Origin of the sequence: Chitinophaga sp. CF118, assembly GCF_900112615.1 — a bacterium.
GTDB lineage: Bacteria > Bacteroidota > Bacteroidia > Chitinophagales > Chitinophagaceae > Chitinophaga.
In genome coordinates this window covers 1,188,084-1,203,702 of sequence record NZ_FOMK01000001.1, presented here as the reverse complement: position 1 = coordinate 1,203,702, position 15,619 = coordinate 1,188,084, and the positions used below count along the sequence as shown (strand labels likewise).

The 15,619-nt window shown below is 43.1% G+C and carries 11 protein-coding genes; 8 read left to right on the top strand and 3 right to left on the bottom strand.

Annotated elements, in window-relative coordinates:
* Positions 1-45: 45 nt before the first annotated feature.
* Entirely contained in the window at positions 46-1,416 is a 1,371-nt protein-coding gene (locus tag BM176_RS04705) for an alkaline phosphatase family protein (RefSeq protein WP_090100050.1), read from the top strand.
* A gap of 346 nt (positions 1,417-1,762) precedes the next feature.
* Complete coding sequence (locus tag BM176_RS04700) at positions 1,763-2,557, top strand: sulfite exporter TauE/SafE family protein (protein WP_090100048.1); 795 nt, start codon at positions 1,763-1,765, stop codon at positions 2,555-2,557.
* Between the two features lie 74 nt (positions 2,558-2,631).
* Here the strand turns inward: BM176_RS04700 and BM176_RS04695 are convergent, their stop codons facing one another.
* The 3 genes from BM176_RS04695 to BM176_RS04685 form a co-directional block, all read right to left on the bottom strand.
* Entirely contained in the window at positions 2,632-2,982 is a 351-nt protein-coding gene (locus BM176_RS04695; RefSeq protein ID WP_090100046.1) for an MmcQ/YjbR family DNA-binding protein, read from the bottom strand.
* A gap of 248 nt (positions 2,983-3,230) precedes the next feature.
* The gene (locus BM176_RS04690) at positions 3,231-5,000 is read right to left on the bottom strand and encodes a DUF885 domain-containing protein (RefSeq protein ID WP_090100044.1); all 1,770 of its coding nucleotides are present in this window, start codon (positions 4,998-5,000) and stop codon (positions 3,231-3,233) included.
* Between the two features lie 336 nt (positions 5,001-5,336).
* A complete protein-coding gene (locus BM176_RS04685) occupies positions 5,337-6,701 on the bottom strand; it encodes a 3-keto-disaccharide hydrolase (RefSeq protein WP_177230297.1) in 1,365 nt (454 codons plus the stop codon).
* A 242-nt stretch (positions 6,702-6,943) separates the two neighbouring features.
* On the opposite strand from BM176_RS04685, the gene BM176_RS04680 reads away from it, so the two are divergent.
* From BM176_RS04680 to scpB, 6 genes are all read left to right on the top strand, one after another.
* Positions 6,944-9,937 carry a SusC/RagA family TonB-linked outer membrane protein gene (locus BM176_RS04680; protein ID WP_090100042.1) on the top strand — a complete coding sequence of 998 codons (2,994 nt, stop codon included), beginning with the start codon at positions 6,944-6,946 and terminating at the stop codon, positions 9,935-9,937.
* 24 nt (positions 9,938-9,961) lie between these two features.
* Positions 9,962-11,566 carry a RagB/SusD family nutrient uptake outer membrane protein gene (locus BM176_RS04675; protein WP_090101641.1) on the top strand — a complete coding sequence of 535 codons (1,605 nt, stop codon included), beginning with the start codon at positions 9,962-9,964 and terminating at the stop codon, positions 11,564-11,566.
* Positions 11,567-11,715: 149 nt separating this feature from the next.
* Positions 11,716-12,297 carry a DJ-1/PfpI family protein gene (locus BM176_RS04670; protein WP_090100040.1) on the top strand — a complete coding sequence of 194 codons (582 nt, stop codon included), beginning with the start codon at positions 11,716-11,718 and terminating at the stop codon, positions 12,295-12,297.
* A gap of 48 nt (positions 12,298-12,345) precedes the next feature.
* Positions 12,346-13,239: a WG repeat-containing protein gene (locus BM176_RS04665; protein WP_090100038.1), complete on the top strand. Its 894-nt coding sequence runs from the start codon at positions 12,346-12,348 to the stop codon at positions 13,237-13,239.
* 103 nt (positions 13,240-13,342) lie between these two features.
* Positions 13,343-14,230 (top strand): ATP synthase F1 subunit gamma, encoded by an 888-nt coding sequence (gene atpG / locus BM176_RS04660; protein WP_090100025.1) that lies wholly within the window; start codon positions 13,343-13,345, stop codon positions 14,228-14,230.
* 151 nt (positions 14,231-14,381) lie between these two features.
* Complete coding sequence (gene scpB, locus BM176_RS04655) at positions 14,382-15,488, top strand: SMC-Scp complex subunit ScpB (protein WP_090101639.1); 1,107 nt, start codon at positions 14,382-14,384, stop codon at positions 15,486-15,488.
* Positions 15,489-15,619 lie beyond the last annotated feature (131 nt).

The window sequence follows — 15,619 nt, the reverse complement described above, 5'->3', positions numbered from 1 at the left end:
AGGGAATGATAGCTTTGATCACAGTTTTTTAACCACATCGCTAAAATGAAAAAAACAGTTGTAATTGATGTAGTAGGACTTTCGTCCTCTCTAATAGGAATGCATACACCTTTTTTACAACAGTATGTAAAACGGAATCACCTGGCCACTATTACTCCCATGGTGCCCGCTGTCACCACCGCTGTACAAAGTACTTATGTTACAGGGGAATGGCCTTCAGAACATGGAATTGTAGGCAATGGCTGGTATGACAGGGCCGACTGTGAAGTGAAATTCTGGAAGCAATCTAATAAACTGGTAGAAGGTTCTAAAATATGGGATAAGGCCCGTAAATTAGACCCCTCTTTTACCTGCTCAAAAATGTTCTGGTGGTATAACATGTATTCTACTGCCGATTACTCCGTTACTCCAAGACCAGACTATTTATCAGACGGACGTAAAATGCCGGACTGCTATGCACACCCATCATCCCTGAGGGACCATCTGCAGAAAGAATTGGGCACCTTCCCGCTGTTCCAGTTCTGGGGACCCGGTGCAAATATCCGTTCTACACAATGGATTGCAGATGCGTCCATCATCACCGATAATTTGTATGATCCTACTTTATCACTCATATACCTGCCACACCTGGATTACTGCCTGCAAAAGTTTGGTCAGGATCTGACCCGCATTAGTAAGGAACTGGGCGAAATAGATAATGTGTGCAAGCAGTTGGTAGACTTCTATGAGCAGAAAGGATGTGAAGTGATCATTTTATCAGAATATGGTATTACCAATGTAAACCACCCTATTCACCTAAACCGCATTTTCAAGCAGGAAGGATTGATCCAGATCCGTGAGGAGAGAGGATTAGAATTGCTGGATGCAGGTGCATCCAAAGCATTTGTAGTAGCAGATCATCAGATAGCACATGTATATGTGAACGATCCTGCCAGTTATAAGAAAGTGCGCAGCATTGCAGAGAATACGCCTGGTGTGCAACTGGTCCTTGACCGGGAAGGCAAACGCCAGCATAATATGCATCATTCCCGTAGTGGGGAACTGATCCTGGTAGCAGATGCAGACAGCTGGTTTACTTACTATTACTGGCTGGATGATGCCAAAGCGCCCGACTTTGCACGGCTGGTGGATATTCACCGCAAGCCAGGTTATGATCCTGTGGAAATGTTCATGAACCCCGCAGATCCGTTGATAAAAATGAAGGCTGGCTTTAAGCTGCTAAAGAAAAAACTGGGCTTCCGTTATCTGATGAATGTGATACCACTGGATGCTACCCTTATCAAAGGCTCACACGGACGTATGACCGAAAACTCAGCATATCATCCTGTATTGATCACCAGCACGGTACAGGTTACTCCACAGGTGAAGGCAACTGATGTATACCGTGTGATATGGAATGCACTGACGAAAGTATAGATTTATCTTTTTAACTCAAAAATCCTTCGGAGTATCCAAAACATAGATTTAGTAGATTTAGTAGGCTTTATAGGCTATAGGAAGGTTTTACCCAGGCCTGGCCAATCTATAACCTTAGGTTATCCAGCATAACTTTAAGTGATCGTTTGTTATATCCTGTTTATTTGTTGACCCAGTGTGATCTCTGTACTTTTGAATTGTCCTTTTATAAACATCGATGTAAAAAAGCAGGACACCTGTAATTCACGTAATTCCCGTTGCCGGCAATACCTGACAGTCTGCAACCAATTTTCACCAACCATACAAATACCCGCCGCACCCGGAGTACTTGCTGCTATAGTCTATTATGACCGCATTATTATTAGAGAACACCAATTACATGGCCATTTTGTTTATTGGCCTGATAGTAGGATACCTGTCCGGTCTCCTGGGTAAAGGAGGAAGTGCTGTTAGTACACCTGCTCTGCAGATTTTTGCCGGAGTAAATCCATTCTTTGCTCTGGCATCACCACTGCCGGCAGCTATTACCAGTACAATATCTGCTACCACTGTATATAGCCGTGAAAAGTTATTCGACAGGCGCGTGATAATCATGGGCGCCTTGTTTGGCGTCCCGGCAACTGTTGCCGGTGCTTATCTGAGCCGTTATCTGCCTGGCAAAACGCTGATGATTCTAACAGCAGTCTTCATTGTTTCTATTGGAGGCACTTTGCTGTTTTCTTTTCTGAAAAAAAACAGGCAGGAGTCTGAAGCGCTGGCTGTTTGTAATACTGTATTTGATAATCGCCTGATTATAGGTGCTGCGCTGGGTATCGGGCTTTTGTCAGGATTGCTGGCAAATGCAGGAGGGGTGTTGTTCAGTTCATTCTTTATCAAAAGGCTTAAAATGCCCATCAAGCAAGCGCTCGCCTGCTCCATCGTATTATCTGCCTTATTATCTGTACCCGGTGCATTGATCCATTGGTGGTTAGGGCATATCGATTGGAATATAGCGTTGTTATTGTCATTAACAGCTATCCCATCTTCTTACCTTGGGGCCAAGACTGCCATTAAAATGAAATCACCGTTATTGGAAAAGATTTTTGCCTGTACGTTGGTACTATTTGGAATCTATGATATTATCTATACTGTTTGGGGGTAATCAATAGGCATAAGATAACTACACGCTGCCTGGCGTTATGAGTTACAGTTTCTTGTGTTGTGTGAAATTCAGGATCACACCCGTGCTTTTAATATTTGCGCCTGTTCTTCCGGTGGCAATGTGCTTACTACCAGGTCATATGCATGTTGAAGTAATGATTGTAATTCGATCAGAGGCAATGTATCCAGTTGTTTGATCTGGATCCAGTGGTAGCGGGCCAGATAAGGAGCAGGAACAATGCCCGGATGGGAAATAAGACGGTGGAAATCTTCCAGCCGGCATTTAATAGATACCTGATGTGGATGTGTTTTGGACACCATGCAGAATAATTTCTCTCCTACAAAGAACCGGAGTTCATCGTCCCACTTTTCCTCTTTTGTCACCGCAGGAAAAGAGAGGCAGTAATTAAGGGTCATGTCAAACATAATACTGGCAGCTTAAAAGTGAACAAATTAGTTGCTTGGTGGAATATATAAAAGCATCAATATACGTATGGCTAAGATTAACTATATGGCAACTTAACCCTTAGAGTTCCCTGAATATTTATCTCCACTATAAATTTAAGTATCTTTTAGCAAAAAGCATGTGTATTAATTGTTAAACAGGCAAAGAAAAAGGGTCCATAGAAAAGCAAGCGAACGTTGCATTTCTATGGACCCTTTAATCAGGTTTCTTATTTAAATCTTCTTGCCATTTTTTCTTCGAGTACATCTAACGGTACACAGCCATCACCCAGTAGTTCATCATGGAAGTCCTTAATGTTGAATTTACTTCCCAGTTGTTGGGAATATTTATTGCGTAATTCCCTGATTTTCATCTCTCCTAATTTATAAGAAAGCGCCTGACCAGGTATTGCCATATAACGTTCTATCTCTGCAGTAGCTTCCTGCTCGCTTACCGGCTCATTGTCCATCATATATTTGATAGCCTGTTCGCGGGTCCAGCCTTTATTGTGCATAGCTACATCAACTACCAGCCGGATAGCACGATGGATCTCGTCGCCCAGCCGTCCGAAGTACATATAAGGATTAGTGTATAAGCCCAGCTCCTTACCCAGACTTTCACAATATAGTGCATACCCTTCGCCATAGGCTCCTATCCAGCAGAAGCGGCGAAATTTAGGCAAAGAATCGTTTTCCTGCTGAATAGAAATCTGGAAGTGGTGTCCCGGAATAGCCTCATGTAGAAACAGGCATTCCATACCGGTATATCCAAATTCCTTTGGATTGAGAATAGGTACATAGAAAACGCCGGGGCGGGTACCATCTGCGCTGCCCTGTAGATATTCTGCACTGGCAGAAGCAGCCCTGAAGGCTTCCGTTTGCCGTACCTCAAATCCAGTTTTGGGCAGGTGGCCATAGAGCTGTTTTACAGCCGGCATAATTTTATCCTTTATGGCCCGGAAGGAGTCCAGTACCTGACCAGGGGTAGAGAATATTTTGAATTGTTTATCTGTGCGCAGGAACTTGAAGAAAGCGGGCAAGTCACCTTTAAAACCGGTGCTTGCTTTCACGGTTTCCATTTCTTCTCTTATGCGGGCCACTTCTTTTTCGCCAATGGCAAAGATCTCATCCGGAGTGAGGTGGGTGGTAGTCCATGATCTGATCAGGTATGCGTACCACTCCTTTCCATGAGGGAGGCTGTCATATCCACTACTATTACGTGCTTTAGGCAGGTATTCTTCCAGGAAGAACTTGTGTAGTTTGGTGTATGATGGCAATACATATTGTTCAATGGTAGCCGTATATGCATCCTTGAGTTGCACACGTGCGTTACTGTCCAGCTCTGCGGGCAATGTTTTAAGAGGAGCATAGAAAATGTTCCCGGTGTCCTTTTTAGACAGGTCTGCCAGTTGGGGGATGACTTTTACCGCCAGTGCCCGCGGGAGTACATAGCCGGTAGCCATTCCTTTACGCATATTTACGATGGCAGTATCTGTCCATTCTGCAAAGGTTTTCATGCGGTGCATGAATTTTTCATAATCTTCTTTGTTCTTGAAGGGCTGTGCACTGGTCCCGGAACCCAGTTGGGGCAGGGTAAGTGTAAGTCCCCAGAACTGTTGAATGGGCATCAGGTGATCCGGAAATTGGAGACCTTCTTTGCCAATAGATACCTCCCGTAACAGCATGGAATAGCTGATAAGGTCATTCGGCGCCAGAGAAGCTGTATCTACCCCCTGTAAAGATTCCTGGTAGCGGGAATAAAAGCTATCAAGCCTTTCACGGAAATGCTCGCTGATATCGATCTGCAATAGCCCATCATATTGATGTTCCCCATTCATAGTAGCATCCAGCGGGAACAGGAGCATTTTTTCATCATAATAATGCTGAACAAGGTGATGTAAGGAGTCCGTACTATTACCAGTCTGCTTACCTGTACGGGTACAGGCGGCAGCGAACAAAGCGATAGCCAGCAGAAAAAGACGGTTCTTTGGAAAGCTCATGTTTGGTTAAGGTGATTTTGTTGATAAATTAAGATGTTATTAACAGGTGTAACAACAGTTGAAAATAAAAAAAACACTCCGAAGAATCGGAATGTTTTATATAGAACAGTGAACAATGAAAACTTTTTAAGTGCTATAACATGTACAAATGATTAACTCCCGGCATAGTGAACTAGCCGCCATGGCTCGTTTTCCTACTCATAACGGAGTCTGTTGTATTGTTATAACATGGTGTGTGATAATAACTCCCTGTTGGAATTATTATCTGACGGTCCGTTAGGAGCCATCATTTTAAAGGCTCTAAGTTAATTTATTCTATAAAGTTAAACTGTTAACCTATTTTAAATTTTTAATCTTTATGCTACGGAATGATACAGTATTCCCATGGTCTTGAAGTAGAATGTGTCCTTCTGGCCAAAGTCCAAAGTTATTCCAATTTTTGTATTTACTAATAGCCACCAGGTCATTAAATTCTTTTGACCCTCTTTCGTATTCCACCATTTTGAATCCATTGAGCCAATGTTCTACATGATTATTGGGATATACAATAATCCGCCCTTTATTCCATTCTCCTATCTTCTTGATAGCCATCTTATTATCTTTCCGGGTAATAAGATCGTATACAGATGACAGTGTCCTGTCTCCATCGCGACCCAGTTTGGCATCCGGATGGCGTTCATCATCCAATACCTGGTATTCCAGTCCGATGGCTGATTTACCTTTGGTATCATAATCTTCCTTTACGAAGTATTTAACACCACTGTTAGCGCCTTCAGTCAGTTTGAAATCGAATTCCAGCTCAAAAGCCCCATATTCTTTAGTTGTAACAATGTCTCCACCGGAACCCATTTCATCCCCGTTTGACTGGTGAATAGTGAGTTCCCCGTTTTCGATGCCCCATCCTTTGTCCGGGAACTTATCTTGATTCACACGTCTCCATCCGGTGGTTGTTTTCCCATCCCACAGCAGTTGGAAGCCGTTGTTCTTTTCCTGGGTAGATACATCGTTGGGAATATCATTTACAACATAGATCTTATCGTAAGGTGAATATTGCTCCGGTGCCGGATTTTCAAGGATCCGGATATTACGCCAGTGAATCGTCTTACCCTTATCTTCCGGTTTGTAAATCTGGTGTACCTGCAGGGCAATAAACCCTTTCAATGTCAGATCATCAATCAGGTGAGCCGCCGGCACTCCGTTTACCCAGGTGCGTATTTCTGAGCCCCTGCATTCTATACGGTATTTATTCCAGTCGCTCTTTTTAAAAGCAGGTTTAGCTGCCGGATTTAATTCCAGTGGATATAACCAGCCACGGCGAGCCTCATCGTAAATACCACCACTCCAGGCACGGTCGCTGGGATCTACTTCCATCTGATAACCATGCACACGGCCGTTGTTATAGTCCGGTTTACTCTCACTGCGGAACTGTATACCATAGTTCATTGCAGCATCCAGTTTCAGTTCCAGTTCCAGGATAAAATCACCATAATCCTTTGTTGTAGCAAGGAAAGAATTCGGGCTCTGAGGTACAGACGTCCCTATTATTTCATTGTTTTTTGCCTCATAGAGTGCTGTCCCATTCACTTCTTTCCACCCATCAAGGTTTTTACCATTAAAAAGTGGTTGCCATTGAGCTTTTTTACTTTGTGCCATTGTCAGGCTGCTGATGAGCATGACACCGCATAATAACGTGTTTTTCATAACAATAGATCTAATGTATTTTCTAAAAATATAAAAATGCCTAGAACTTATTCAACCGATTGCATCATTTTGTGATGAGCGGCATAATTTCTTTTTTTCGAATTTATGCAATCGTTTGCAATTTATAACGAATCTACTTAACTTGTATCGTTCCCTGCCCCGAATATTGTGATAAAACCTTAGGAAGTAGCTATTAAATCACGTGGGCAGGAGGTATTCCGTTACGAAAAAAAATTTCACGAATGAAAAACACGTTATCAAGAGCAGGAGCCATGCTTCTATGCCTGCTATTATCCGGAACGCTCATCCGGGCACAATCATCTATGACAATTAAGGGGAAAGTTACAGCCTCAGATGGTACGCCGGTTATTGGGGCCACCATTGCGGTAAAAGGACAAAAAACAGGGACAGCCTCAGATATTTCGGGCAATTACAAACTGGACGCTGACCGTAATAGCGTACTGATCGTTTCTTTTATTGGTTTTTTATCACAGGAAGTGCCGGTTAATGGCCGTGGTGTAATCAATATTCAACTATCCCCAGACCAGAAAAAACTGGACGAAGTAGTGGTAGTCGGATATGGGCAACAAAAGAAAAAAGATATAACAGGCGCCATTTCCTCTCTCAGCGGTAAATCCATTATGGAGGTGCCTGTTACTAATGCGCAACAGGCTCTGCAGGGCAGAACGCCTGGTATAGAGGTGATTAACAACAGTAACAAACCAGGTGATGAGCCTCGCGTGAGAGTAAGGGGTACACGCTCCTTATCTGCCGGTAATGATCCGCTGTATGTAGTGGATGGGATACCTTTCGCAGGCAACCTTAATGATATCAATCCCCAGGATATTGCTTCCATGGACATCCTCAAAGATGCTTCTGCTACCGCCATCTATGGTTCCCGTGGTGCCAATGGTGTAGTACTGGTTTCTACCCGGAAAGGAAAAAATGGTCGTGCAGTGGTAACCTATAACGGTGTATATGGTTCTGTACATAACCTGGGCCGTACCGATATGATGGACAGTCAGCAATACCTGGCCATGAAACGCGAAGCCTTTCGCACCTCCGGTATATATGACGACAGTAACCCCGCTGCTTCCGATATCAAGATATTCAACTCTACAGAACTGGCAAACATTCAAAAAGGTGTGAATACCGACTGGCAAAGCCTGATGATTAGCCCGGGCTGGCAAACAAGGCATTCTCTGGGTGTAAGTGGTGGTAGTGATAAAACTAAATATGCACTGAGCGGAGGATATTTTAAAGACCAGGGTGTGCTGAAACCGCAAAGCTATGAAAGGTATAACCTTCATGTAAGTATCGATCAGCAGATTGGCAAGCGGGTTCATGTAGGAGCTTCTACACTGGCCACCTACAGTATGAGAAAAGGTGCCACCTACAATGGGATGGATGCTGCACTGAAAATGTTACCTATCGGAACACCTTACGATTCTACTGGTAAACTGGTCACTTATCCTACCGGTGATAATCAGCAGCCTAATCCCCTGCTGGATTATGTACCTGGCAACCGCATTGAGAATCTCAGTCACATCCGATTCTTCAATAGCGTGTATGGAGAAGTGAGCATTACAGATGGACTCAAATACAGGCTGAACCTGGGTGGTGACCTGATGCAGAATAACAATGGCCTTTTCCAGGGGAAAAATAATACTAACCTGCTGATAGGTGGAGGAGATGCTACAGCTAAAAAAGAGGGTCAATTCGTATGGGCCTATACGGTGGAGAACCTGCTTACCTACAATAAAATTTTCAGGAAAAAACATGCATTTAATTTCACAGGACTGTATAGTGTGCAACGGCAACGTGAGGATAGTTCTACGGCAAGTGTAAGAGGTATCTCTATAGAACAGCAGCAATATTATAATCTGGGGCAGGCTGCAAATGTTACAGCACTCGGTAGTCAGTTAGGTACATGGACAATCCTCTCTTATATGGGGCGTGTGAATTATGGATATGACGATCGCTACCTGATTACATTGACCCTGAGAGCAGATGGATCTTCCCGTTTTGCTCCCGGACATAAATGGGGGTATTTCCCTTCCGTAGCATTGGGCTGGAACATTACCAGCGAACGTTTTATGCAGAACGTATCATTTGTCGACAACCTGAAACTACGCGGCAGCTATGGTAAAATAGGTAACACAGGTATTCCTCCCTATGCTACACAGGGGTTGCTGTCCCGTTCACCTTATTCATTCGGTAACAAAGGATCTATCGGTTATCAACCACTATTATTACATAATCCTAACCTCACATGGGAAACAACATCTTCTACCAATATCGGTGTTGATTTCAGCTTCCTGAAAGGACGTATTACAGGTACGATAGATGTTTATAAGCAAAAAACAACTGACCTGTTATTACAGCGTTTCCTGCCATTCAGTAACGGATTCGACTATGTCCTGGAAAACACAGGTGTTACACAGAACAAAGGTATTGAGATTGGTCTCTCCGGCGTAATCGTTGAAACGAAAAACTTTAGCTGGACGATGGATGTGAATGCATTTAAGAATAGTGAAAAGATACTGGCATTGGGAGAAGGCAAAAAACAGGATGTGGGTAATGGCTGGTTTGTTGGTTCGCCTACTTATGTATACTATGACTACAAAAAGGTGGGTATCTGGCAAACGGAAGCGGAAGCGCAGGTATATAAACAACATATGGGAGAGATAAGGCTGGCTGATCTCAACAATGATAAGAAGATAGATGATAAGGACAGGAGTATCCTGGGCACTCCTCAGCCAACATGGTCTGGTGGTATGACACAGCGGTTCTCTTATAAAAACATTGATCTGTCTGTAGTAGCGTTTGCCCGTTTCGGTAGTACGGTCAAGAGTGATTTCTATTCTACTTTTAACACGCTGCAAGGCCGTTATAATAATCTGGACATACATTACTTTACACCTTCGAATCCGACAAACGATTTCCCTCGTCCTAACTCTAACCAGGAGCGTCCTAACAACTATAATACGCTGAGTTATTTTGATGGTTCTTACTTCAAGATCCGCAATATCACCCTGGGGTATTCAATGCCCAAGCATATGATGGAACGCTGGAAAATGGAAGCATTACGTTTTTCTGTAGACGTTAAGCAACCTCTGATCCTGGCGCCTTACCGTCAGAAATATAAAGGAATTGATCCGGAAGATGTGAATACGATAGCTGTAGATGCTCCTGCTACATGGATGCTGCAATTCGGTATCAATGCTACATTTTAATTTATGATCATTAAAAAAGAGACGATGAAAAACATATTATGGTGCCTGCTGTTTTGCCTGTGTGTGAGCAGTAGTTGTAATAAAATGCTGGATGAAAAGGTAGTATCTTCTGCTGTAGACGATTTCTATAATACACCTGGTGGTTTCCAGAGTGCCGTAACTGCCAGTTACCTGGGGCTGCGCAGCTTTTACAGTACTGAACGAGGTATGAGTCTTTCTGTATTTGGTACAGATACTTATACCAATGGCTCAGACGGCGATTTTAAATTTGCGAATCAGTACACTTCGCAATTTGATCCGCGATATATACATCTGAGAGATCTATGGAATAGTTTTTATCAGACGATTAATACCTGTAATGTTGTAGAGGACAGAGCTGATCTCATTCCCGGACTGGATAGTACCGTCAAACATTTGGGTATAGCACAGGCCCGTTTTTGCCGTGCAAATTATTATTTCATTTTAGTACAGCTGTTTGGTGCTATTCCATTACAGTTAAATGAAAATAAGGAGATCGTAACGGAATCACATCGTGATCCTGTTGACCTTATTTACAATACTATTATAGCAGACCTGCGCTATGCTGTACAAACGTTACCAGCTACACAAATAGAATGGGGACGCGCTACAAAACCTGCAGCAGAACATCTGCTGGCCCGTGTGTTCTTAACCAGAGCTTCATCTGCAGTGGCCGTTGCCGGAGATTATGACAGTGCTGCTACTTATTCTACCCGTGTAATTAGTCAGTATGGATTTCAGTTGTTAACAGATGTTGGAAAGGTATGGGAGCAGGGGAAAGAGAATAATACAGAGACAGTATTTGCAGTACAATATACTACCGATGCATTATATAATTCAACTGATAATAATGCCTGCCGCTTCTTCCTGATGCAGTACGACGTGCTTGCCGGTATGAAGCGCGATCTGGCAAATGGTACACCCTGGAAACGTTTTCGCCCTACAAAATTCCTGTTAGATACACTCTTTGCAGATAGGGTAAATGACACACGTTATGAGAAATTTTTCACGACTGTCTGGTTTGCTAATGTTGCTACTGCTAAACTGAAAGTTGGAGATACATCCGTATGGATGCCAGGTTATAAAACAACGGATACAGTTAAAAATTATTTACTGGTAACTCCCGATAAGTACACTGAAAAGTTATACCCTTCACTCAACAAATTTGCTGATGCACTTCGTCCGGACAACCAGGCTTCGGGTGTAAGGCCATTCATTGCATTCCGCCTGGCTGAAGATTACCTGATTGCTGCGGAAGCATTGATGATGACCGGTAAGAAAACGGACGCCATAGGGTATATCAACACCCTGCGTATGCGTGCTGCGAGAGTAGGCGCTAACGAGGCGGAAACTACCGCATACAGGGAAGCAATGAAGATCTCAGAAGCCCAGCTTACTACGGACTTTATCCTGGATGAACGCGGACGTGAACTGGTAGGAGAACAGCAGCAATGGTTTGATCTGGTGCGTACCCACAAACTGGTGGAACGTGTACGGTTACATAATCCGCAAGGTGGACCAAATATTGAAGGTAAGCATGAGTTACGGCCAATTCCACAGGATCAGATTGACAGGACAAGTAATGAATTTTTGCAGAACCCGGGCTATTGATAAATAGAAATTCCATCAAAACAACAGGATGTATGAAGTACGATGCCACCGTACTTCATACATCCTGTTTCATTTTCAGAATTCATCATATACAAAACCCCACCTAAAATCTGTAACTTTAATATTCACCCAAAAAAAACATAACCCCCATGGCACAGAAGAAAATTCTCTTTCTTACAGGCGATTACGCGGAAGATTACGAAACAATGGTTCCATTTCAGATGCTACAAATGGTAGGACATATTGTGCATGCTGTTTGTCCTGAAAAAGTAGCAGGTGATAAAATAATCACAGCCATTCACGATTTTGAAGGCGATCAGACATACAGCGAAAAACGGGGGCATTATTTTGTATTGAATGCATCTTTTGCCGATGTACAGGTAACTTCTTATGATGCCCTGATGATTGCAGGAGGGAGAGCGCCAGAGTACCTGCGTTTAAATCCAAAGGTGATTGAGATTGTGAAACACTTTGCAACTGCAAACAAACCCATTGCTGCTGTTTGTCATGGTATCCAGATCCTGACCGCCGCAGACGTAGTAAGGGGAAAAAGACTAACAGCCTATCCTGCTGTAGGACCGGAAGTAGCCATTGCCGGAGGGCATTTTGAAGCAGTGAATGTGTATGAAGCCGTTACGGACGGTAATCTGGTAACAGCACCCGCCTGGCCAGCTCATCCTCAGTGGATAGCTGCTTTTTTGAAAGTACTGGGAACAAAGATCGAGCTATAGGGAAATACCCCGGTTTTTTGTTATTTTTGGTATAATAATCAGCTTCCTATGAAAAAGAGTTATTTATTATCCATTTGCCTGCTTCTCCTGGCAGGCATAGCCAACGCTCAGTTAATAAAGATCGAAAAAAACGGGAAATACGGATTCAGTGATGCTGCGGGAAAGGTAGTAATTCCGGCAAAGTACGACTCTGTAGGTACTTTCAGGAACGGTTATACCGTAGTAAGACTTAAACATAAGTTTGGTTATGCTTTTAAGAACGGGCATGTTTCCGCTGTGAAATATGATACTGTATGGGCAACAGATCCTTTACATCCGTCAATAGGGCTGAAGGGGAAGAAAGGAGCGCTGGATACTACCGGCAGGGAAATCGTTCCGCCTTTGTATGATGAGGTGAGACATTTCAGGCAGGGGTATGCCACTGTAGAGCTGGAAGATAAGTATGGTGTGGTTAACGAAAAAGGAAAGGCAATATTGAAGCCCATCTATGATATGGTTGGTATTGTGGATAATGGCTCTGTAATAGTATACATAGATGGAAAATGCGGCCGTGCAGATCTGAAAAAAGGAAAGGTGGTGATGACGATTTATGATAAGGTAGGTACATTTAAAGATGGATTGGCCTGGGTGCGCTTGGATAAGAAATTTGGGTTTATTAATACAAAAGGCGACCTGGTGATTCCGGTTTCATATGATAATGCCCGGGATTTCAATGAAGGATTAGCAGCGGTTGGTACTGGAGGGAAATTTGGTTTTATAGATAAATCCAATCATATGGTGATCCCACAAAAATATGATGATGCCTTTGTTTTCTCTGAGGGCAAAGGGCTGATAAAACTCAATGGTAGAGTAGGTTATGTAGATAAACAGGGCAATGAGTCATGGACAGAATCGGTTCCCGGAACAACAGTTGCGGCAGTCCCATCTGGAGGGAATAAGTAGTATTGATTCTTACTTAACAAGAAATTCTTTACCTTTGCACCCAAATTTAAAGGGCCCTACAGGCTTTATTGTTATACAAATATAAAGTAATACATAAAACATTATGTCCGGTCAGCTTAAAGAAGTTCGCAACCGTATAAAGTCTACACAGTCCAACCTTCAGATCACGAAAGCCATGAAAATGGTGAGTGCTGCTAAGCTGCGTCGTGCACAGGATGCTATCCTGCTCATGCGTCCTTATGCCGTTAAACTGCAGGAAATGTTACAGAATATTGTTTCTAACAGTGAAGGTAGCATTGAACTGGCACTGGCAGCCCAGCGTCCGGTAGAAAAGGTGCTGATCATCGTGATTACTTCCGACAGAGGATTGTGTGGTGCTTATAACTCCAACATTATTAAGCTGGCAAAGCAGGTGATCCGTGAAAAATATGCGGAACAGTTTGCGAAGGGACAGGTAGAGATTCTGCCTATTGGTAAAAAAGGATGGGAATTCTTTGCCAAGAGCGGTTACAAACAGAACGAAACATATTGGAACCTGTTTACCCGTCTTGATTTTGAAAATGTTAAAGAAGCTGCAGCTGTAGCACTGGATGGTTTTACCAAAGGTGATTTTGATGCAGTGGAAATCATATACAGCGAATTCAAAAATGCTGCTACCCAGCGTTTTGTAGCTGAGCAGTTCCTGCCTATTGCTAAAGTGGAAACAGCTGAAGGTAAAAAGGAAACCCGTGCAGATTTTATCTTTGAACCTGAAAAACAGGCCCTCATTGCAGAACTGATGCCTAAGATCCTGAATACGCAGTTGTTCAAGGCTATGCTGGATGCCAGCGCTTCCGAACATGGTGCTCGTATGACGGCAATGGATAAGGCTACTGAGAATGCGAATGAACTGTTACGTGGTTATAAGATTAGCTACAACCGTGCTCGTCAGGCAGCAATTACGACCGAACTGACTGAGATTGTGAGTGGTGCAGCTGCCTTGAACGGATAATTCCAGGAACTTATACACATCAAATTAACATCAAAATATTTTGATTTCTTCATAAGGGTCAAAGGCTGTATTTTCGGCCTTTGACTTTTTTGTTTACAGGGGTATAGTAATGGCTGCAGGCCAGGAAATTCCTGCAATTGAAAATCGGACAATGGAAATCTCACAGATAATACCGCATGTTGAATCGTTGATATTTGCAGCAGACAGGCCACTTCCTGTTCTGGAAATAACAGATCTGTTAAATAACGCAATGGCCTTCCTGGAAGACAGGGCCACGCTGGACCAGGTTGAAACAGCACTGGAAGCTGTCAGGGAGAAATATAGCTCTGAATTCTACGCTTTTGAAGTAAGAGAAAGCGGAGGTGGTTACCAGTTCCTTACCAAAAAGGATTATTACCAGACAGTGGCACAACTGAACGGGGAGAAGTTCCTGAAACGCTTGTCTACTGCTGCGCTGGAAACCTTAGCTATCATAGCTTATAAACAACCCATTTCCAAAGGGGAAATAGAACATATCCGTGGGGTAAGTACCGATTATTCCATCCAGAAGTTACTGGAAAAGGAACTGATTGTCATCTCCGGCCGTAGCGAGAATTTACCGGGTAAGCCATTATTATATACTACTTCCAAAGCATTTATGGATTACTTCGGGTTAAACTCTCCCAAAGATCTTCCTAAGCTGAAAGAAGTATTTGATGAAGATGTTGCTCCTACACTGATGCTGGATCTGGAAGGAAACGGTCATTCCGAAGAAGAGCTGCTGACAGATGAACCACTGAACATGATCGTTTCTGAAACCGGTGAACTGGTAGAACAAACGGACTTAATAGAAGAGACATTATCCCCGGTAATAGCAGGTGTGGTAACAGATGAAACATTGGAAAAACTGGCAGAAGAAGGAGAGATCCTGGAAGCTACAGATGATGTGGTGCTGGAAGCGACTGTGGATAATGAAGGGGATGTTATTGATGAGCTGGTTGTGGAGGAAGAAGAAATTACGACTGTAGAAATACCCGAAGCCGCCACAGATAATACAGAAGTTGATCCTGAGGAAGAAGATGAAGAAGAGGACGATGACGAAGACGAAGATGATGATGATGATAGTGATGATGATGACGAAGACGACGAAGACGAAGATGGGGACAATGATGATGATAGCGAAGACGAAGACGAAGATGATGATGACAGTGATGATGATGAGGAGGAAGACGATGAAGAAAGTGATGAAGATGATGATAACGACGAAACGAAAAAATAATTATAAGTAAAATATTTGCCGCCCGCAAACCATCAGTTGTAAAACTGAATGATATGCGGGCGGCTTTTGTATTTAAAGTGCAATTTGTTGTGATAAAAAGAGGGTCGGCAAAGATTATACCGTAGCCATTA